Origin of the sequence: Campylobacter sp. IFREMER_LSEM_CL2127 (assembly GCF_025771745.1) — a bacterium.
Lineage (GTDB): Bacteria > Campylobacterota > Campylobacteria > Campylobacterales > Campylobacteraceae > Campylobacter_D.
Genome location: NZ_JAKMQV010000004.1, coordinates 19,347 through 38,978 on the forward strand (window position 1 = coordinate 19,347; position 19,632 = coordinate 38,978).

Genomic DNA, 19,632 nt, shown 5'->3' on the forward strand with positions numbered 1-19,632 from the left:
AAGTGAAGTGAAAATAAAATTTTAATCTTTTTTAAATTTACGAGCTAGAGTAAAAAAGCTTCGAATGATTCCATAAAGTACATATAAGCTTGCGACGATTAACGCACTTTCTAAAAAATACAAATAAAGCATGGAAAATAAGATTACTAAAAGGATTAATACTTTTAAAACATTTGCCCGTTTTAAATCAATTTTTTTAAAACTTGGATATCTTATATTGCTTACCATTAAAAAAGCTAAAAGCATTTGAATACATACTATCATCAAAGAAAAATCACGTAAAAAATCATAATATAAATAAGCACTTACCCATAAAGCACTTACAACTGCAGCTGTTGGTATAGGAAGTCCTATAAAAACTGAAGGTTCATAAGTACCTGTGGTGACATTAAATCTTGCTAAGCGTATAGCGCCAAAAACTACAAATAAACCAGCTATTAAGGAGCCAAAACGATCATATTCATAACCTATACTCATATAAAAAAGCATAGCAGGTGCAACACCAAAGGCTATTAAATCTGCTAGTGAGTCAAACTCAACTCCAAATTTAGAAGTAGAATTAGTAGCTCTTGCAACGCGTCCATCTAAACCATCACAAATTAATGATAAAATGATATAAATTAATGCTTTATCAAAATTTTGATTAATAGAAGCAATCACTGAAATAATGCCTAAAAATATGGAAGCAGCTGTAAAAAGATTAGGTAAAATATAAATTAGTTTAAAATTCATGGATTTAAATACCCTACCAATGCACCAATGCGTACTTTATCGTTTTCATTTACGCAAATTCTAGTATCTTTTGGAAGCAATAAACTCACACTGCCATCAAACATAAAACCTATATTTTGTCCATGGTTTAAATGATGACCAAAATCATCAATATGAACTTTTCTATTTAAGGCGCCAAAAATGATGCGTAATGCCCATTGTTTGCCTTTAGAACGTGCTAAAAATAGCATTCTTTCGCCCATTAAATTTGTATTTTTCATAAATGGACATAAAAAAAGTCCGTGTCTTGGTCTAGTTTCTTCTATATCCATATTAAGTGGAGCTATGATGCTGCCTTGATGGATGATATTGTTTATAATTTGCACTTCTATGCATTCGCCAAGCTCTTTATATGAGCTTGTTTTAATGCATTTTATTTTTCCTTCTATAGGAGCTATGATAGTATTTGGATCTGCTATATAATCGATTTTACTAGCTCTAAAAAGGCAAGCAAAAAGTATAAAAATACACCATAAAAGCCAAGAAAATCCCCATATAAATTGAGCTATTGCAAAAACTATAGCTAGAATTATAAGTAAATTCCAGCCAGCCTTTGCAATAAAATTTGTTTTCATTAGTTATCCTTAGTAACTTCTTGCTCTTTTTCTTCTAAGCGCGTTGGAAGATTGTTTTCTTCTTCATAGTTTTTAATAATCTCTCTTACTTTAGTACCATCAATAGTTTCTTCTTCATAAAGTGCTTGTACCATTACTTCTATAGCACCGCTATAAGTTTTTAAAATTTCTTTTACACCCGCATAGCGTTCATCTAAGGTTTTCTTCACATACTCATCTAAATCTTGAGCCATTTTATCAGAATAATCTTTGATAGTTTGTCCACCACTTAAGAAAGTATTTCTTTGTTTTTCAAGCACCATTAAACCTGCAATTTCACTCATACCATACATAGAAATCATAGCTTTTATGATGTCAGTTGCACGTTCAAGGTCATTGCTTGCACCGGTTGAAATTTCTTTAATGAAAATTTCTTCAGCTGCACGTCCACCTAAAAGTACATCAACTTCAGCCAAAAGCTCATGTTTTTGCATTAAAAATTTATTTTCTTCAGGAGTATTGAGCGTATATCCTAAAGCTGCTAAACCACGCGGTATAACAGAAACTTTACTTACTTTTTTAGCACCTTTTGTGGTTTCAGCGATTAAAGCATGGCCACATTCATGATAAGTTACGATTTTTTTCTCTTTATCATTAATTCTACGTGATTTTTTCTCAAGTCCTGCTATAGCTCTTTCTACTGCTTCAACTAAGTCTTTTTGTTCTACATGTTTTTTAGAATCTCTACCTGCAAGTAAAGCTGCTTCGTTAATGATATTTGCTAAATCAGCACCTGCAAGACCTGCTGTTAATCTTGCGATATCTTCTACTTTTACTTCAGGTGAAATTTTAACATCTTTCATATGAACTTTTAAAATATCACATCTGCCTTTAAAATCAGGCTTGTCTACCAAAACTTGTCTATCAAAACGTCCCGGTCTAAGTAATGCTGCATCTAAGACTTCAGGACGGTTTGTCGCTGCTAGTACGATTACTGGCGAGCTTTCAGTACCAAAGCCATCCATTTCTGCTAGAAGTTGATTTAAAGTTTGCTCTCTTTCATCATTTCCACCCATCATACCACTTGCTGCACGTGATTTGCCTATAGCATCAATTTCATCTATAAATACAATAGCTGGAGCTTCTTTTTTAGCATTTTCAAATAAATCTCTAACCCTACTAGCTCCAACACCCACAAACATTTCTATGAAAGATGAACCTGAGACGCTAAAAAATGGTACATCAGCTTCTCCTGCCACTGCTTTTGCAAGTAAAGTTTTACCGGTACCTGGAGGGCCTACAAGCAAAAGTCCTTTTGGAATTTTTGCTCCAAGATTGATATATCTTTCAGGATATTTTAGAAAATCAACTATTTCTTTAACTTCTTCTTTTGCTTCCTCAACACCTGCAACATCATTGAATTTAACTTTTGGTTTTTCTGAATTTACAAGCTTTTTGGAGCTTCCTATACCAAGTATAGATCCGCCCATATTTTTTTGCATACGAGAGGCTAAAAACATCCATATACCAAAGAAAATAAATACCGGTAAAACCCAAGAAAGCAAGATATCTATAAACCAATTACTTTCATTAAAAGCTCCATAAGAAACGCCTTTTGAATCAAGTAAAGGCACAAAAGTAGCATCATTTGGAACTTTTTTAGTAATATATACCATATTTCCTGCTTTAGACACTGCTTTTATGGTAGTTTGACCTATGTTAACTTGGGCAATTTGATTGTTTTCAATTAAAGTTTTTAATTCAGAATAAGTAACTTTTTTGGTATTTTCTCCGCCCATAATACCCATGCTACCATCATCTGAAAATCCTTTAAATAAAAGAATCATCACAATGGCAAAAATAGCGAAAATAAAAATAGGATTTTTATTAAAAAAGCTATTATTGTTTGGATTATCTTTTGGTTCGTTTGGTTTTTTATTCATTATTTTGTTTCCTTTTTGTAAGCTAAACTCAACCACTCTCCTTTGTGTTTACATTCTAACAAAGTCAAATCTTTGAATTTATCTTTAATTCTTTCTTCATATTTGTTTAAAATACCAGATAAGATTAAAATTCCACCTTCTTTGGTTTTTTCTTTAAGATCTTTTTCTAGTATGATTAAAATATCAGCAATGATATTTGCCACAACTATATCATATTTATGTAAGCTTTTATTAATAGAACCTACCCAAATATCATCAAAGCTAACTTGATTTAATTTTGCATTTTCCTTGCTTGCAACTACGGCTAGCTCGTCTGTATCACAAGCTTGCACTTTAGCTCCAAGCTTTGCCATGATGATACTTAAAATCCCACTTCCACAGCCTACATCTAAGCAAAATTTAGAATCATCTGTGTATTTTTGTAAAAATTCTATACAAGTGTAAGTGCTTTCATGATGTCCTGAGCCAAAAGCTAGGGCAGGGTCTATAATGATATTGATTTTATCTTGTATAGCTTCTTGCCAAGTCGTGTGAATGTGGATATTGTCAATGGTTAAAGCTTGTATGCCTTTTTTATACTCTTCTATCCAGTTTTTATTTTCTTTTTTTTCTAAAGTAGAATGAAAATAAATCTTAGTGTTAAATTTTTCACATAATTTTTGATGAAAGCTTTGCAAGGCTATTTGAATGAGTTTTATATCTTCTTCTGATCGTATATAAACGCCATCATTCTTTTCTTCTATGGCATCTATATCTAGAGAAAAAACAAGATCAAGGAATAAATCTAAATATTCCTTATCTGTTTGAAAAAAAAGTTCGTAATAATGTGTTTGCATAAAAACTTATAATCAGCCTTCGTTTGTTCCTAAAACATCTTCAAGTTTTTCTTTTAATACTTGAGGTGTAAAAGGTTTTACAATATAGTTATTTACACCTGCTTTTAAAGCTGTGATAACTTCTGCCTTACCACCTTCTGTAGTTACCATGATAATAGGCATATCAGCATATTTTTCTTCCGCTCTTACTTTTTTTACTAGTTCTAAGCCATTCATTTCAGGCATATTCCAGTCAGTAATTAAAATTTTTATGTCATCATTTTGTGAAAGCAAATCCCAAGCTTCAACTCCATGTTCAGCTTCTAAAACATCTTTGTGGCCTAATCTTACAAGAGTGTTTTTGATTATTCTTCTCATGGTAGAACTATCATCAACTACTAATAACTTCACTTTTTTTCCTTTGTCTTGATGTAATTACATAAAAGTGTAATTGTATCGTTTTTATTTTTATTAATCAATTAAAAGTTTATATTATACCATTTAAAAATAAAATTAGAATTTAATCACTCTCCATTTTTATTGTGATTAAACTCAGGCACAATTTCCTTTAAAACTTTTGCAGGATCTGTGCTTTGGAGTAATCTTTCTATTTCTTGATTTAAAATTTTTAAATCTTTAATTTCACTAGTGGTAACAAATATACTTTCATATTGAGTTTTCAAATCATCTTCATGGATTAAAAGCTCTTCGTAAAGTTTTTCACCTTTTCTTAGTCCAGTGATTTTAATTTCTAACTTTTTATTAGAAAGTAAAAGCATTTTTTTAGCTAAATCCATGATTTTAACAGGTTCACCCATATCAAGCACAAATAACTCCCCACCTTTGGCAATAGCCGCAGCTTGTAAAACAAGTTGTACAGCTTCATCCACAAGCATAAAATAACGCACTATATCAGGATGAGTAAGAGTAAGTGGTTCATTAGCTGCAATTTGAGCTTTAAATTTAGGTATAACACTTCCACTTGAGCCTAAAACATTACCAAAACGCACACAAGCTACTTCAAAATTTTCACAACTTGAACTTAGCGCATAAAGCTCACAAATTCTTTTTGTACAACCCATGATATTAGTTGGTCTTACAGCTTTATCAGTGCTTATCATAACAAATTTAGCAACCTTGTAAGTTTTTGCAAGATCGATTAAATTTTTAGTACCTATGATATTATTTAAAATAGCTGAATGTGGATTTTGCTCACACAAAGGCACGTGTTTATAAGCTGCTGCATGTAAAATCAAATCTATATTTTTTTCTTGTAAAAGTTTTTCTAACGCTTCTTTGTCTAATATACTCATCATAATAGGCTCAATTTTTTCTTTATGCAAGCTTAATTCTTCATTGATTTTATATAAATTATACTCGCTATGATCAAGCATGATTAAGTGTTTTGCACCAAATTTAATGCATTGTTTGCAAAGCTCGCTTCCTATAGTCCCACCAGCCCCACTAACTAAAACTACCTTATCTCTGATAAAATCAATCACGCAAGCATTATCTAAATCTTTTGGCTTGCGTGCTAATAAATCTTCGATGCTTATATCTCTTGCTTCATTTTGTGTAAAAGAAAAAAGTTTTATATCATTAATCCCATAAGCAATAAGCTCATCAAAAAGCTTTTTGAGTTCTTCTTGCTCAAGTTTTAAAGCAATGATAGCAGTATGAATTCCTTCAGTGGTATATTTTCTAATTGCTTCTTTTTCTTCAACTATAAATTTATCACAATAAGTACCTATTAAATTTTTACGCTCATCTACCACAGCTACAGGAAAAAGTCCTAAGCTCCCTTCTTTGGCTCCTTTTAATAAATGCAAAGCCTTTGAAGTGGCACCAACTACTATACAAGGATGTTCTTCGTTATATTTTGGTTTTCTAAAATCAACTATCATTCTTTTGCTTATACGCAAACTTCCAATTAGCATACAAGATAAAACAAAGTCTATTCCTATAACGCTTCTTGGAAAAGGATTAAAAAAATCATCATAAAAATAATAAATTGCTAAAAATACAAGTTCAGCTAAAGCTAAAGCGATAACTAATTTACGTGCTTCATTAAGTGAGAAAAATCTCCAAGCAACTTGATAAATTCTAAAAAAAGCTAGAAAAATGATTTTAAGTAAAATCAAAATCACCGCACTTTTAAACATACCTTCATAAAATTCACTTGGAATGTCTGCACTAAAGCGTAAAGAAAAAGACAAATAAATACTTATAACAAAAAGTAAAATATCAGCGCCTAGGAAAAAACCTAAGCGTTTGCTTTTATAATCCATCTTAGTCCTTTAAGGTGTTTAAGATTAAAGTAGAAACTTCCTCTACATCGGCTTTACTCATAGTAGTTGCGCTTGGAAGGCAAATTCCATTGCTAAAGAAAAACTCACTATTGCCATTTAAGTAAGCATCGCAACCTTTGTAAAGTTCTTGTAAATGCATTGGTTTCCAAAGCGGGCGACTTTCGATTTTATTATCTTTTAAAACTTGTATGATTTTTAAAATTTTATCTTGAATTTGAACATTTTTATTTTCACATATACAATGTTTTTCATAAGTATTAAATTTATTTAAATCAAAATCAAGTAAAGCAGTACTTAGCCAGCGATTTGACTTGGTATTTTCAAGTTCATCTAGAAAAGTAAAGGTGCCACTTAAAAATTCTTTATACCAGCTATAAATTTCACGCTTTTTACTTACTCTTTCTTCTAAAACTTCCATTTGAGCAGTGCCGATTGCACCTAAGATATTACTCATTCTATAATTATAACCATATTCTTTATGCTCATAATGAAGACAATTTTCTCTAGCTTGAGTGCTATAAAATCTTGCTTTTTCAAGATTGGTATGATTTTCACTTACAAGCATGCCACCACCACCTGTTGTGATGATTTTATTACCATTAAAAGAATATACTCCAAAATCCCCAAAAGTACCTAAAGCTTTATTTTTGTAAAAACTTCCCAAAGCTTCAGCAGCATCTTCGATTAAAAAAATCTCATTTTCTTTACAAATTTGGACAATCTCATCCATTTTAGAAGCATTACCATAAAGGTGTGTTAAAATGAGAGCTTTTGGCTTTTTAGGACTTTCTTTGATAGCTTTTTTTAATAAATTTACATCTAAATTATAAGTTTCATCACAATCAATAAACACAGGCGTAGCATTCATGTAAGAAATAGGTGCTACTGAAGCTATGAAAGTAAAACTTGAAGCTAAAACTACATCACCTTCTTTAATACCCAAAACTCTTAAAGCTAGATGAATGGCTGCAGTGGCTGCATTTAGAGCAAGTGCGTTAGAACTTTTTGTATAATCTTTAATACTTTGTTCTAAGGCATTAACAAACTCACCCAAAGGTGCTATATAATTACTTTCAAAAGCTTTGTGTATGTATTCTAATTCTTTTCCACTCATATGTGGTGCTGATAGAAAAAACCTCATTTTACCTCCTTTATTTTCTTAGCAGGAACTCCAGCATAGATGCCTTTAGAAGTTAAGTTTTTAACCACAACCGCTCCTGCACCTAAAGTTATATCATCATTTAAACTCATACAAGGAATAACGCTTGAATTAACTCCCAAAAAACAACGCTTTCCTATTTTTACATTTCCTGTTAGTTTAGCTCCAACGCTAATATGGCTAAACTCATCTACAAAACACTCATGCTCAATTACACAAGCAGTATTTAAAATTACACCTTTTGCAATGCTAGCTTTAGCATTAACTACGACATTTGGCATGATTAAAATACCCTCATCATCTAAAAAAGCACTTGGGCTAATAATAGCACTTTTGTGTATCAAATTTACTAATCTAAATCCATCTTCTTTTGCTTTTTTGAAAAGTTTTTCTCTAATAGAGTTTGCACCAATAGCAATAAACATATCGTGTTTTTCTAAGTTGGAGTGATATTTTAAGCCTTTATTGTCATCCAAAAAGATGATTTTTTCATATCCTAAATTTCTAGCTACATCAGCACAGACTAAACCATGCCCACTAGAACCATATATATAAATACTTTTAGTTGTGTCCATTGAATTTATCCGTTGTAGCTACTCCTTCTTTATTAACCCCACTTCTTTTTAAAACTTTAATAATGGTCATAAAAAAGATTTTAAGGTCAAATAAAAAAGAGCAATTTTGCACATATTCTACATCATATTTAAATTTTTGCTCCCAAGAAATAGCATTGCGTCCATTGATTTGCGCCCAACCTGTAATGCCTGGTCTTACATCGTGGCGTTTTTTTTGCTCTTGATTGTATAAGGACAAGTATTCTACAAGTAAAGGTCTTGGGCCTATGAAGCTCATATCGCCTTTTAATACATTAAAAAGCTGTGGTAATTCATCTAAGCTCAAGCTTCTAACTAGTTTGCCAAAAGGCTTTAAGCGTAATTCATCAGGAAGTAATTCTCCATTTTCATCGGTTTCATCGCTCATAGTTTTAAATTTATAAATATAAAAAATTTTTTCATTTAATCCTGGTCTTGCTTGTTTAAAAAGCACACTTCCTTGAACGATTTTTAAAACAATGCCAATAAGCACTATAAAGGGTAAAAAAATAATCAATAAAATCAAAGCCAAAAAAAAGTCAAAAACACGTTTTAAACCATTTTTATACATTTATAAAACCCCTATAAAAATCAAGATATTTCAAAGCTATGATATTTTCATCATAATTTTGCGCTCTAAGAAAAGCATTTTGTGCTAAAGTATTTTTTAGTTTTTCATCTTCTAGTAAAACTGCGATTTTTTCGGCTAAATCTTTACTATCTTTGCATTTACAAATTAAACCATCTATGGCATTATCCACTGCCTCAATGCAACCCTCAGCATCACTTACCACGCACGCTTTTTTACAAGCTTGTGCTTCTAAAACCGTTCTTGGATAGCCTTCTTTATAGCTTGGTAAAACAAAAATATCGCATAAATTTAATAAATGTGCAATATCACTTCTTGCACCAAGATAAAAAACATCATTTGAGTTTAAAAATTCTAATGGTGCACAAGATTTATTATCATCTCTTCCACCCACTAAAACAAAATTTGCCTTATCTTTTAAAATTTGACTTGCTTCATAAAATTCTTTAATACCTTTATGCCAAAGCGCTCTTGAAATCATTAAAACGATAGGTTTATCAAGCATATTATGCTCTTTTAAAAAAGCTTGTTTTTCTTCTGTGCTAATTTTTAAAGGTAAAAATTGTTTTAAATTTAGCCCTACGGATTTGATGATTTTGATTTTTTCTTCTTTTAAGCCTAAATTTTTCATAAATAAAGCATTGCTTTCATTGACAAAAATAAAACCATTAGCAAGTTTAAAAGAAATTTTATAAAGTAAATTAATACTCATTCTTACTAATTTGCTTTTAAAATCATCATCTATATAAAAACTTCCTAAGCCCTCAACCAAACCAAAAGTGTATTTAATGCCCGCCATTTTAGCTGCTATGACACCTGTTGTATTGCTTTTGTGGGCACTTGTTTGTAAAAGATCTAAATTTAAACTTTTGAGTGTATTTTTTAAACTAAGTAGATTTTTAAAAACGACTAAAGGGTTAACGCTTGATCTAGCTAAATCATAAAAGCAAACCTTATAGCCTAGCTCTTGTAACTTAATAGCAAAATCATCTTTTGGAGTGATGATTATAACTTCATGATTATTTTTTTCTAAAGCTCTAATGAGTGCAAGACGAAAATAATACACACTCATTGCGCTATGGGTTAAAATTCCTATTTTCATCTTTTTAGCCTATAAATTTTTGCTCTTGCATCATTAGTGACTTGCTCAAATAAATCTTGATCATATTGATTTAATAAAAACATTTGTATATAAGCACTATTATAAAGACTCTCATCTAAAATCACAAAGCTTTTGTATTCTCTTAAAAAGAGCAAATAAATTTGAGCTTTTGAATCAATTTCATTGTAATAAAATTTGCCATTAGTGATGGATTCTATATCCACAAAAGCTTTTAAAGGTATGCTTGCACCTTCTACTTTTAAGGCTCTAAAATCATTAATGATTTCTACTCCATTATCAAGCATAACAGAACCTGTGGTTTTATCTTGAGCTATAGCATTAGCTTGGGAGAAAAATAAACTTTTTTCTTGCTCTCCATTGTCAGGATTTGTATTTGCAAATTGTGCCACCACAGGCATGATACGCAGCATTCTATAAGGCATGTAAATATATACATCTCTAGTTTTATTGGTATCAAATTTAAAATTTTTATCATTTAAACTTTCTAAAAAATCTTTAGCGCTTGTTTGGTTATAATCTTTAACCATGGCTTTTAAAACATCAGGATAGTTTTCTTTGAAAGATTTTTCAGTGTATTCTACGCTAAGTCTTGCCATATTGGCTGCTGGAATTTGCTCTTTACTTAAGACAAAAGATGAGAAAAAATTATCTTTTCCTAGGTGTTTTCCACCATCGATTAAGGTTTTTACATCGCTATAATAGCGTATTGGATAACCATAATCCCACCAAGCAACGACATAATCTTCTCTTTGAGCTTTATTTTTTAAATCATTTAAAATACTAGCTTCATAAGAAGTAAAAACAGTAGAGGATTTATAATAATAAATATGCATCAAAGCAGGGCTTATGCTAAAAAATGCAATGAGTATGAGTAAGATATTTTTATTTCTTAGACTAAGTTTGATTTGTTTTTTTTCTAAAAAATTAAAAAATACATATAAAAAATACCCAAAACCCAAAGCCATCACAGGAACTGCATAAATGGTAAATCTAAGTCCAGCTCTTAAAGCCATAAAACCTAGTGCAAGCATAGGTAAAGCCAAAAGCATACTTTTGTGATCTTTGCAAAGTAAGATAAAACCTATAAAAGAAAGGATAAATACTAAAACACTAGAGCTAATTCTTTGCATAAATACTTCAGGATCGATAGTATTTACTTCCATAATGGTTTCATTGACATTAAAATACACAAAGGCAGCATCTTTTAAATTTTGTACATCAGAAGCTTTGAAAACATAAAATTTAAGTTGATATAAAACAGGATCTAAGCCGCCACTTAAATGTAAAATCAAAATGCTAATAAAAATCAAAGCCCAAATCATATAAAAATTAATTTTTTCTTCTTTAAAAGCAAAAATAGCAAATAATAATACAATCAAAGCAAGTTTATATTGCCATGCTAGCATACTTAAAGCTATGATCATCAAAGCAATAGCTAGATAAAAAATCTTTTCTTTTCTATGAAATACTAAAATATAAAGTCCAAAAAGTCCTATCATAGCAAAATTTAAAGAATAACTTGACGGATACCACCACAAATAAATCATGATGAAAATTGGACTTAAAAGTAGGGTGAAAATGTCTTTATTGATAGTTAATCTTATAAAAGTAAGTAAAATAAGCATTGGTAAAACCAAAACTAACATATCAGTATCATAATACCCACTCATAGTGCGGTTATAGTAACTATTTGCTATGCTTGCAAGTAAGGCTGCTATAAAGCCATAGGTAGTGAGTTTATATTCTCTTGCGATTAATATAATAGGCACAACAATCAAAGAAGCAAAAAAAGTACTCATATATAAAATAATACTTTCAAAGCTAAAAGGTAAAATACTATAAAGCCAATAAGTTAAAGTAGAAAGTGAGCTTCCAAAATAAGATAAGTCATTGGGTTGATGAAAACCTGCTATCATATCCCTTGCACCTTCTGCAAAAGCATAGCCATCATTAGTAGTAATCATAAGTTGATCATTAAAGAAAAACTCATAAAACTCACTTGCCCAAGCTACCCAGTATAATCTACACAAAACACTAAAAGCAAAGGCTATAAGGATTAAAATACAGGTATATTTTATAGAATTATTATCAGTGAAATTTTGTCGTAGTTTCATTTTATGCCTTGTTGAAAAATTCAAATAATTGCTTTGCTATACTAATTTTATCAAATTCTTTTGCACGTAAAAAAGCCTTTTGTCTATATGAAGCTTTTAATGCTTCATCATTGCACATTTTTTCTAAGCCTTCTTGCATGGCTTTTTCATCATCTACTTTTACTAAAAGTCCAAACTCATCATCTAAAAATAGCTCCCTTGCGCCACTTTTATGATCAGTGCAAAGCACGGCAGTATTACAAGCTAGGCATTCGATTAAAACATTAGAAAAGCCTTCAAAACTTGAAGCAAAAGCAAAAAAGTCACATTTGCTCATGTATTTATAAGGATTTTTGTCAAAACCTAGTAAAAAGACTTTATCTTTTAAATTTAAAGTTTCTATTAAAGCCAAAAGCTCATCTTTTAAAATACCCTCGCCTAAAATGATTAATTTTAAATCAGTTTTAACTTTTGCATAAGCTCTTATAAGCATAGCATGATTTTTACCATGATCAAGTCTGCCAACACTAAGTATAAAAGGTTCTTTAAAGTCGATTGCTTCTTTAGATTTTTCTATAATGCTTTCTAAATCTATGGCATTGTATAAAATATCACATTTTTTAGCCTCTATATTGAAATTTTGTATTAAATCTTCTTTGTTTCCTATAGAATTTGCTAAGATTAAATCTGCTTTATTGTAAAGTTTTTTAATAAGAAATTTATTGATAAAAGAATTTAGATTATTATGTTTATAAATTACACTTGGAGTGGTGCATTCATTGATAATAAGGGTTGATTTAAGTCCTAGGGATTTTGCCATTAACGCAATATAATTAGGTCTATTTAATAATACAAATTGCAAGTTGATTTTTAAATCTTCACAAAGTTTTTTGTATTTCATAGCTAGCAAGGGTAGTTTTAAAAATTTAGCTAAGTTACTTTCACTTGGACTTGATTTTTCAAGATAGTGGATATTAACTTCAGGAATATCATATGATATTTTATCATTCATTAAAATCAAATGCACTTCATATTTTAAATTTAATACAGGCAATAGCGTAGATACAACCCTTTCAGCACCACCACTTCCTAAAGAATAAATAAAAATTGCTAGTTTTTTCATGTTAAACCCTTACTTCTTTGATCAAATCAAGCCATTTTTGTGCTACATTGGCCACTTCATAATCTTTACATCGCTGCTGTGCATTAAGCGCTAGTGTTTTTCTTAAATTTTCATCTTGCATTAAAAGGGCGAGTTTTTCGCTTAAAGCTTTTTCATCATCTAAATCTACTAAAAATCCATCTTTTCCATTATCAATTAAATCTTTATGGCCGCTCGTGTATTTAGTGCTAATGCGTGCTACTTGATAATATAAACTTTCAAGTAAAACTGTTGGCAAGCCTTCTATGAAAGAGCAAAGGCAGATTATTTTTGCTTTTTTATAAAGCTCTTGCATATTTTCAACTTTACCTAAAAAATTAACCTTGATATTTAAATTCTTAGCTTCTTGTTCTAAATCTTGTCTTAATTCTCCATCGCCTGCTATGAAAAAATTGTATTGTTTTTGTAAATTTGTATCTAGCCTTGCTATGGCTTTTAAAAACATAGAAGCATTTTTATTATGATCAAGTCTGCCTACGAAAATGACATTATTTTCTTTTTCTAAATTTTCTTTAATAGGGCTAAAATGACAAGGATTTGGCATATTGATAACTTTTTTAACAAAGTTTTCATAATAATTTTTATCATCATTACTTAACACGGTTAGAGCATTTGCATGAGGAAAACTTATACGGCGTAAAAATTTCCAAATTTTAGATTTTAAATAAGTATAAGAGCTATGCTCGCTAATGATTAAAGGTGTATTAGAACCTTTATTTGCCCAAACGCAAGCGATGTTAGTGGTATCTAAAAATGAGATAAAAATATCGCTTTTATGCTCTTTAAGTGCTTGTTTTAAGGCTTTGAATTTTTTAATGCGTGAGGCTATTTTATTATAAAGAGTGGAAAAGTCAAACTGCTCTAGGGTAAAAAGTTTGATTTTTGGATCAAGCTTGTAAAAAGAGTCTTCTTTGTGAAATTTAATAATATTTATTTCATGATTTTTGCAAAGCTCATTAGCTAAAGTGACCAATACTCTTTCAGCGCCACCTGAATTTAAAGTAGCTATGATGAAAGTGATTTTCATACTTGTTCCTTTAAATGTCCATGTTTTACTTCAAATACTCTATCGCAACCTTGTATAGTTGAAAGTCTATGAGCTATGATGATGAGGGTTTTATCTTTTGAAATTTTATAGATTTCTTCCATGATTTTTGCTTCACTTTCTTGATCAAGAGCACTAGTTGCTTCATCTAAAACTAAAATTTCAGGTTGTTGATAAAGCGCTCTTGCTATGGCTATTCTTTGTCTTTGGCCTCCACTTAAAAACGAACCTGAATCACCCACCTTAGTATGCACTCCATCTTCAAGTGAATTTACAAAGCTTTCAAGATTAGCTTGTTTGATCACCTTATGCAAAAGTGCTTCATCCACTTCTTCTCCAAAGCTAATATTTTTAGCAATAGAATCATTAAAAAGATAAATTTGTTGAGGTATGTAGCCAATTTTACTTCTAAAACTTTTTATATTGCTCTCATCAAGCTTAATTCCATCTACAAAAATAGCTCCATCGCTTGGTTTTAAAAGCCCTATGATAAGATCAACTAAAGTACTTTTACCACTTCCACTTTTACCTATAAAAGCGATTTTTTCATTTTTTTTAAGCTCAAAATTTAAATTTTTAAATAAATTTTTCTTACCCTTATAAGCAAAGAAAAGATTTTTCAAAACGATTTTTTCTTTAAATTCAATACTTTCATCGCCTAACTTTTCTTCTTTTTCATTAAGCATATTATAAATAATATCTAAAGAGTTTTTATAATATGTGATTTCATTGTAACTTGTGATGATACGATTAGCACTTGGCATAAGCCTATAAAGAGCTACTACGAAAATAGTAATGGTTGCTAAGATAGATGAAATATCACTTTCATATCTTAAAACTAAATACACTACAATAAAACAAAGCATACAAAAACCTATACCTTCAAGGTAAATTCTAGGTATGCTTGACATGCTTTCATTGCTAATGTTTGCTTTGGCAAAAAGCCCACTTTGAATTTCATAAAGCTTTTGTGTGCTTTGTTCTTTGGTTTTGAGTTTGATGATTTTAAGGTTGTTTAAATTTGCATTTAAAATTTCAAAATAATTTTTCATCGCCTCTTCTCTAGCTATGGAAGCTTTTTTTACCAAGGGTGAGAGGATTTTAATCAAAATAAAAGCATTTAAAAGTAAAAAAGCACTTAAAGCTAGGGTGATTTTATAGTTGATAATTAGCAATAAAGTATAAAGCAAAAACACCACAAAGCTTTCACTTAGCATAAGTAAAAATGCACTAATTAAAGTACTTAAATGAAATACTTCTTGAGTGATAGTTTTTAAAAGTTCTGATTGATTTTTATTAGTAAAATTTTCATATTCAAGATGTAAGTATTTATCAAAAATACGACAAGCAAGGCTGTGATAGCGCCCTTTAGAAAAACGCGCAAGCAAATGAAAATAAAAGGCATTTAAAAAGGCTCTAAAAATATAAAAGGCGATTAATATACAGCCAAAATAAGCAATAATCTTATAGCTTGGTAGATTAAAATACTCATAGATAGGTTGAAAATAGGAGCTTTTTTCTAAAAGCTCAAAATTACTCGCTACCGATACAAAAGGCATGATCAAAGAAATAGCAAAGCTTTCTATAAATCCTATAAAAATAGAAAAAATTAGTAAGGCAAATAAAAATTTCTTATCATGAGCATTGAGTATGAAAAAAAGTTTTTTTAACACTGTTTTTCCCACTCATAAGCACTTTTACAGATTAATTCTAAATCATCATATTTTGGTTTCCAATTAGTTAGAGTTTTGATTTTATCCGCATTTGAAATAAGCACAGAAGGATCCCCAGCTCTTTTTGGTGCAAGTTCTACTGTGAAATCTACTCCACTTACTTTTTTCATGGTTTCAATAACTTCTTTTACGCTAAAGCCATGCCCATAGCCTACATTGAAAATATTACTTTCATTGTTTTCTAGGTATTCTAAAGCAGCTAAATGCGCACTTGAAATATCATCAACATGGATAAAATCTCTAATACAAGTACCATCTTTAGTATTATAATCATCGCCAAAAATATAAAGTTTTTCTCTTTTTCCTGTGGCTACTTCAGCAGCAACCTTGATAAGTAAAGTAGCTTTTGGATAGCGTTGACCTATAGGATAACTCATGCAAGCACCTGCTACATTGAAGTATCTTAAAATGCAGTATTTAAATTCAGGATTAGCCATATTAGCATCTTGTAAGACTTTTTCACTCATTAGTTTGCTTTGTCCATAAGGATTAATCGGTGCTAATGGACTTTGCTCATCTACAATAGGAGTTTGTGGTTCTCCATAAGTAGCTGCGGTTGAAGAAAAAATGAATTTTTTCACACCTGTTTCTAAACAAGTTTGGATTAGATTACTTGTATTTGCGGTATTGTTCATATAGTATTTTAAAGGATTTTCCATACTTTCAGGAACTTCAATGCTAGCTGCAAAATGCACAATCGCATCAAAATTTTCTTCTTTGAAAAGTTTTTTAATCCCAGCATAATCGCTTAAATCTTGCTCAAAAAACTTAAAAGGTCTGATTTTAGAAAGTTCATCCAAACTTTTTTTGCTACCTTTTGAAAGATTATCTAATACACAAATTTCATGATTTGTTTCTAAAAATTGTTTTAAAGTATGAGAGCCTATGTATCCTGCGCCACCGGTGATTAAAATTTTCATTTTTATCCTTTTTGTGATATTTAATAATAGTTATTTTAATATACTTTTCTTAATTAATTTAAAACTTGTTCTTTTCTTTTTCTATGGCCTCTAAAAATGGCTTTTGATAGCTTTTATCACTATGTTTTTGCAAAAGTTCTTCTTTGAAATTTTCTAAAATATTAAGATAATCTTCTTGGGTTAAGTTGCCCTTGATGAGTTCGTATTTTAAAAATAGCATATAAGTGTTTAACACATCACTTTCACAGTATTCGTGAATTTTTTCTAATTTGTTTTGATAAAAGAGTTCTAATACCTCATTTCCATGCACATCATATTTTCCAGGAAGTCCTGCCATAACACAAAGTGTGTCAAGTCTTAAGCCTTTTTGACCAAAACTTCCTAAAGATTCTAATAAATCACAATGTTTATTTTCTACAAATTTACTTTTGTAGTTATTCCATTTATCGCTTGCGTCTAAATAAGCACTTGCGTTGATATTGTATTTTAATGCTCTTATAACAAGCAAAGGCATATCATAGCTTTTACCATTAAAACTTACAAGGCGGGGTTGGTGCTTGTCTATGAAGTTAAAAAACTCTTCTAGCATTTGCTTTTCATTTTCGCCCTTGATTTTATTAACTTTGATGAAATTTCCAAATTTATCTGCAATCACCGCACAAATGCTTACAACTTTATGAAAAGGCAGAGGTAAAAATTCACTCCCGCTTTCTTCTTTTTGTCTTTCTAAGGCTTGCTTGCTAATGCTTAAATCATCGCCATTAAAATCATAAAGATGTTTTATCAACTCTACATCAGGAATGCTCTCACAATCAAAAACGCAAATATATTCTTGCATGATAAACCTTTTTTTAAAAAAATCTTTGTTAAAATCATAACAGAAAATTTAAAATTAGGTTTAATATAAAATGAAAATAGCAATTGTAAGACTTTCTGCTTTGGGCGATATTATTCAATCTGCGATCGTTTTGCAGTTTATTAAAAAAATAAACAAAAATATTGAAATTCATTGGTTTGTCGATAAAAGATTTGCTAATTTATTACAAGATCATCCTTTGATAGATGAACTTTATGTGTTACCTTTAAAAGATAAAAAATTCAAAGAAACCTTTGCAATACTTTTTGAAGCCAGGCAAAATAAATATGATGTTGTGATTGACTTGCAAGGTTTGATTAAATCAGCTGTGGTCAGTAGAATTTTAGGCTCTAATGTTTTTGGTTTTGATAAAAATGGTTTAAGGGAAACTTTTGCGCATAATTTTTATAGCCAAAAATTTGATGCAAGTTATAATGAAAATGTGTACATTCGGTATTTATCTCTTGTGCACTATGCTTTTAATGAAGAATTTGATTATAAAGAAATTTATCATAAACAAGCAGTTTTTCCTTTGGATGAGGAGATTAAAGATGAATTGATTCAAAGAATTGATTTTAATCAAAATTTAAAAAATATATTAATCCATGTTGGTTCTGCAGAGGATAATAAAATATATTCTATAACGAAAATGGCATTATTGTGTAAAATGCTTGTAAATACTTTTTCAGAAATTAATATTTATCTTTGTTGGGGCAATCAAAAAGAATATTACTTATCACAGGAATTAATTCAATTAAGTCAAATTGTTAATTCTTCAACTCAAGCATTAATTCAACTGCCAAAATTATCTTTAAAAGAATTAATATGCATGACAAAGATAAGTGATTTGGTTATAGGTAATGATAGTGGACCTACTCATTTAGCTTTTGCGCTAAATAAACCTTCTATAACTATATTTGGCGCTACATGGGATAGTCGTGTGTGCATTGAAACTCAGATTAATAAAACCATAAGTGCGGGCAAAAAATTTGATACTAATGTTAAATTTAAATTTGATAGAAGTGATTTTTGCATACAAAATATCGATGAAAAAGATATTTTTAAACTAGCTTGTGAGCTTTTAGAAAAATGATAAATTATGTATATCTAAGTCTTTTTTATATATTAAAAACTCTTGTGAAGATTTTACCTTCAAAGCTTTTGAACTCTTTTGTAAATTTGGTTGCTCTAATCACTTATAGGCTTAATCACAAACACCGCAAAATCATTGATACAAACTTAAAAATTTGCTTTCCTGAAAAAGATCAAAAATGGCGTGATGAAACTAGTCTTAATATCTATAAAAATTTTGCTAAATTTGGGATTGATTTTATCAAAAATCAAAATGCAAGTAAAGAAGAAATCATCAATAAAATTTGCTTTGATGATGAGGAGCAAATTTTAAATATAATGCAAAGTAAAAGACCCTTGATCGTAACTACGGCTCATTATGGTAACTGGGAACTTTTGGCTTTATCTTTTGGGGCTAAATTTCAAGGAATTTCCATAGTTGGAAGAGCGCTTGATAGTATGATAATGGATAAAATTTTAAGTAAAAATCGCACGCAATTTAACATAGAGCTTATAGAAAAAAAGGGTGGTCTTAAAAAAATGCTAAAAGCCTTAAAAGAAGGCAGATCGCTTGGAATTTTAACCGATCAAGATGCGGTAGATGGTGAAAGTGTAAAAATACAATATTTTAACCAAGAAGTAAATTTTATAGCAGGTGCAAGTGTGCTTGCCAAAAAAACAAATGCTATGATTTTACCTTGTTTTGTGTATCAAAAAGATGAGAAATTTTTTGTAAAAACTTTTAAGGCTTTAGACGCAAGTAAAGCAAGTATAGAAGAGCTTACTAAGTATCAAGCAAAGTGTTGTGAAGAGATGATTAAATTTAAACCTGATGAGTATTTTTTCTTTCATAAGAGATTTAAAAGATACAATCATGAGTTGTATTTGTAGGATTT

At 30.1% G+C, this 19,632-nt stretch carries 18 protein-coding genes; 2 read left to right on the forward strand and 16 right to left on the reverse strand.

The features are described 5' to 3' along the window. Nucleotides 1-21: 21 nt before the first annotated feature. The 16 genes from pssA to L8V77_RS04105 form a co-directional block, all read right to left on the reverse strand. On the reverse strand, nt 22-732 hold the full coding sequence (pssA, locus tag L8V77_RS04030; protein ID WP_257399294.1) for a CDP-diacylglycerol--serine O-phosphatidyltransferase: 711 nt from the start codon (nt 730-732) through the stop codon (nt 22-24). Then, complete coding sequence (locus L8V77_RS04035; protein ID WP_263706828.1) at nt 729-1,346, reverse strand: phosphatidylserine decarboxylase; 618 nt, start codon at nt 1,344-1,346, stop codon at nt 729-731. The genes pssA and L8V77_RS04035 overlap by 4 nt, the downstream gene beginning before the upstream one ends. Beyond that, the gene (gene ftsH, locus L8V77_RS04040; RefSeq protein WP_263706829.1) at nt 1,346-3,268 is read right to left on the reverse strand and encodes an ATP-dependent zinc metalloprotease FtsH; all 1,923 of its coding nucleotides are present in this window, start codon (nt 3,266-3,268) and stop codon (nt 1,346-1,348) included. Before ftsH ends, L8V77_RS04035 begins: the two co-directional genes overlap by 1 nt. Next, on the reverse strand, nt 3,268-4,104 hold the full coding sequence (locus L8V77_RS04045; RefSeq protein ID WP_263706830.1) for a 50S ribosomal protein L11 methyltransferase: 837 nt from the start codon (nt 4,102-4,104) through the stop codon (nt 3,268-3,270). Before L8V77_RS04045 ends, ftsH begins: the two co-directional genes overlap by 1 nt. Before the next feature lie 12 nt (nt 4,105-4,116). Further along, on the reverse strand, nt 4,117-4,494 hold the full coding sequence (locus L8V77_RS04050; protein ID WP_039619063.1) for a chemotaxis response regulator CheY: 378 nt from the start codon (nt 4,492-4,494) through the stop codon (nt 4,117-4,119). A gap of 113 nt (nt 4,495-4,607) precedes the next feature. Continuing rightward, the gene (pglF, locus tag L8V77_RS04055) at nt 4,608-6,371 is read right to left on the reverse strand and encodes a UDP-N-acetylglucosamine 4,6-dehydratase (configuration-retaining) (protein ID WP_263706831.1); all 1,764 of its coding nucleotides are present in this window, start codon (nt 6,369-6,371) and stop codon (nt 4,608-4,610) included. Nucleotide 6,372: 1 nt separating this feature from the next. Continuing rightward, nucleotides 6,373-7,533 (reverse strand): UDP-N-acetylbacillosamine transaminase, encoded by a 1,161-nt coding sequence (gene pglE / locus L8V77_RS04060; RefSeq protein WP_263706832.1) that lies wholly within the window; start codon nt 7,531-7,533, stop codon nt 6,373-6,375. After that, nucleotides 7,530-8,126, reverse strand: a complete 597-nt coding sequence (pglD, locus tag L8V77_RS04065; RefSeq protein ID WP_114640582.1) for a UDP-N-acetylbacillosamine N-acetyltransferase — start codon at nt 8,124-8,126, stop codon at nt 7,530-7,532. Before pglD ends, pglE begins: the two co-directional genes overlap by 4 nt. Further along, nucleotides 8,113-8,715, reverse strand: a complete 603-nt coding sequence (gene pglC, locus L8V77_RS04070; RefSeq protein WP_263706833.1) for an undecaprenyl phosphate N,N'-diacetylbacillosamine 1-phosphate transferase — start codon at nt 8,713-8,715, stop codon at nt 8,113-8,115. Before pglC ends, pglD begins: the two co-directional genes overlap by 14 nt. Beyond that, complete coding sequence (gene pglA, locus L8V77_RS04075) at nt 8,708-9,835, reverse strand: N,N'-diacetylbacillosaminyl-diphospho-undecaprenol alpha-1,3-N-acetylgalactosaminyltransferase (protein WP_263706834.1); 1,128 nt, start codon at nt 9,833-9,835, stop codon at nt 8,708-8,710. Before pglA ends, pglC begins: the two co-directional genes overlap by 8 nt. Beyond that, on the reverse strand, nt 9,832-11,970 hold the full coding sequence (locus L8V77_RS04080; protein ID WP_263706837.1) for an STT3 domain-containing protein: 2,139 nt from the start codon (nt 11,968-11,970) through the stop codon (nt 9,832-9,834). Before L8V77_RS04080 ends, pglA begins: the two co-directional genes overlap by 4 nt. Before the next feature lies 1 nt (nt 11,971). Further along, the gene (locus L8V77_RS04085; protein WP_263663434.1) at nt 11,972-13,072 is read right to left on the reverse strand and encodes a glycosyltransferase; all 1,101 of its coding nucleotides are present in this window, start codon (nt 13,070-13,072) and stop codon (nt 11,972-11,974) included. Nucleotide 13,073: 1 nt separating this feature from the next. After that, nucleotides 13,074-14,138, reverse strand: coding sequence for a glycosyltransferase (locus tag L8V77_RS04090; protein ID WP_263663435.1), 1,065 nt, complete (start codon nt 14,136-14,138; stop codon nt 13,074-13,076). Further along, complete coding sequence (locus L8V77_RS04095; RefSeq protein WP_263663436.1) at nt 14,135-15,829, reverse strand: ABC transporter ATP-binding protein; 1,695 nt, start codon at nt 15,827-15,829, stop codon at nt 14,135-14,137. The genes L8V77_RS04090 and L8V77_RS04095 overlap by 4 nt, the downstream gene beginning before the upstream one ends. Continuing rightward, the gene (galE, locus tag L8V77_RS04100; RefSeq protein WP_263663437.1) at nt 15,823-16,809 is read right to left on the reverse strand and encodes a UDP-glucose 4-epimerase GalE; all 987 of its coding nucleotides are present in this window, start codon (nt 16,807-16,809) and stop codon (nt 15,823-15,825) included. Before galE ends, L8V77_RS04095 begins: the two co-directional genes overlap by 7 nt. Before the next feature lie 58 nt (nt 16,810-16,867). Beyond that, nucleotides 16,868-17,647, reverse strand: a complete 780-nt coding sequence (locus tag L8V77_RS04105; protein WP_263663438.1) for a 3'-5' exonuclease — start codon at nt 17,645-17,647, stop codon at nt 16,868-16,870. Between the two features lie 70 nt (nt 17,648-17,717). On the opposite strand from L8V77_RS04105, the gene waaC reads away from it, so the two are divergent. Then, a complete protein-coding gene (gene waaC, locus L8V77_RS04110) occupies nt 17,718-18,758 on the forward strand; it encodes a lipopolysaccharide heptosyltransferase I (RefSeq protein ID WP_263663439.1) in 1,041 nt (346 codons plus the stop codon). Further along, on the forward strand, nt 18,755-19,627 hold the full coding sequence (locus L8V77_RS04115) for a lipid A biosynthesis lauroyl acyltransferase (protein ID WP_263663440.1): 873 nt from the start codon (nt 18,755-18,757) through the stop codon (nt 19,625-19,627). Before waaC ends, L8V77_RS04115 begins: the two co-directional genes overlap by 4 nt. Nucleotides 19,628-19,632 lie beyond the last annotated feature (5 nt).

Bases quoted from the DNA above. Each gene is read 5' to 3' on its own strand.
- pssA (WP_257399294.1), bottom strand. From the start codon at position 732: ATGAATTTTAAACTAATTTATATTTTACCTAATCTTTTTACAGCTGCT.
- L8V77_RS04035 (WP_263706828.1), bottom strand. From the start codon at position 1,346: ATGAAAACAAATTTTATTGCAAAGGCTGGCTGGAATTTACTTATAATT.
- ftsH (WP_263706829.1), bottom strand. From the start codon at position 3,268: ATGAATAAAAAACCAAACGAACCAAAAGATAATCCAAACAATAATAGC.
- L8V77_RS04045 (WP_263706830.1), bottom strand. From the start codon at position 4,104: ATGCAAACACATTATTACGAACTTTTTTTTCAAACAGATAAGGAATAT.
- pglF (WP_263706831.1), bottom strand. From the start codon at position 6,371: ATGGATTATAAAAGCAAACGCTTAGGTTTTTTCCTAGGCGCTGATATT.
- pglE (WP_263706832.1), bottom strand. From the start codon at position 7,533: ATGAGGTTTTTTCTATCAGCACCACATATGAGTGGAAAAGAATTAGAA.
- pglD (WP_114640582.1), bottom strand. From the start codon at position 8,126: ATGGACACAACTAAAAGTATTTATATATATGGTTCTAGTGGGCATGGT.
- pglC (WP_263706833.1), bottom strand. From the start codon at position 8,715: ATGTATAAAAATGGTTTAAAACGTGTTTTTGACTTTTTTTTGGCTTTG.
- pglA (WP_263706834.1), bottom strand. From the start codon at position 9,835: ATGAAAATAGGAATTTTAACCCATAGCGCAATGAGTGTGTATTATTTT.
- L8V77_RS04080 (WP_263706837.1), bottom strand. From the start codon at position 11,970: ATGAAACTACGACAAAATTTCACTGATAATAATTCTATAAAATATACC.
- L8V77_RS04085 (WP_263663434.1), bottom strand. From the start codon at position 13,072: ATGAAAAAACTAGCAATTTTTATTTATTCTTTAGGAAGTGGTGGTGCT.
- L8V77_RS04090 (WP_263663435.1), bottom strand. From the start codon at position 14,138: ATGAAAATCACTTTCATCATAGCTACTTTAAATTCAGGTGGCGCTGAA.
- galE (WP_263663437.1), bottom strand. From the start codon at position 16,809: ATGAAAATTTTAATCACCGGTGGCGCAGGATACATAGGCTCTCATACT.
- L8V77_RS04105 (WP_263663438.1), bottom strand. From the start codon at position 17,647: ATGCAAGAATATATTTGCGTTTTTGATTGTGAGAGCATTCCTGATGTA.
- waaC (WP_263663439.1), top strand. From the start codon at position 17,718: ATGAAAATAGCAATTGTAAGACTTTCTGCTTTGGGCGATATTATTCAA.
- L8V77_RS04115 (WP_263663440.1), top strand. From the start codon at position 18,755: ATGATAAATTATGTATATCTAAGTCTTTTTTATATATTAAAAACTCTT.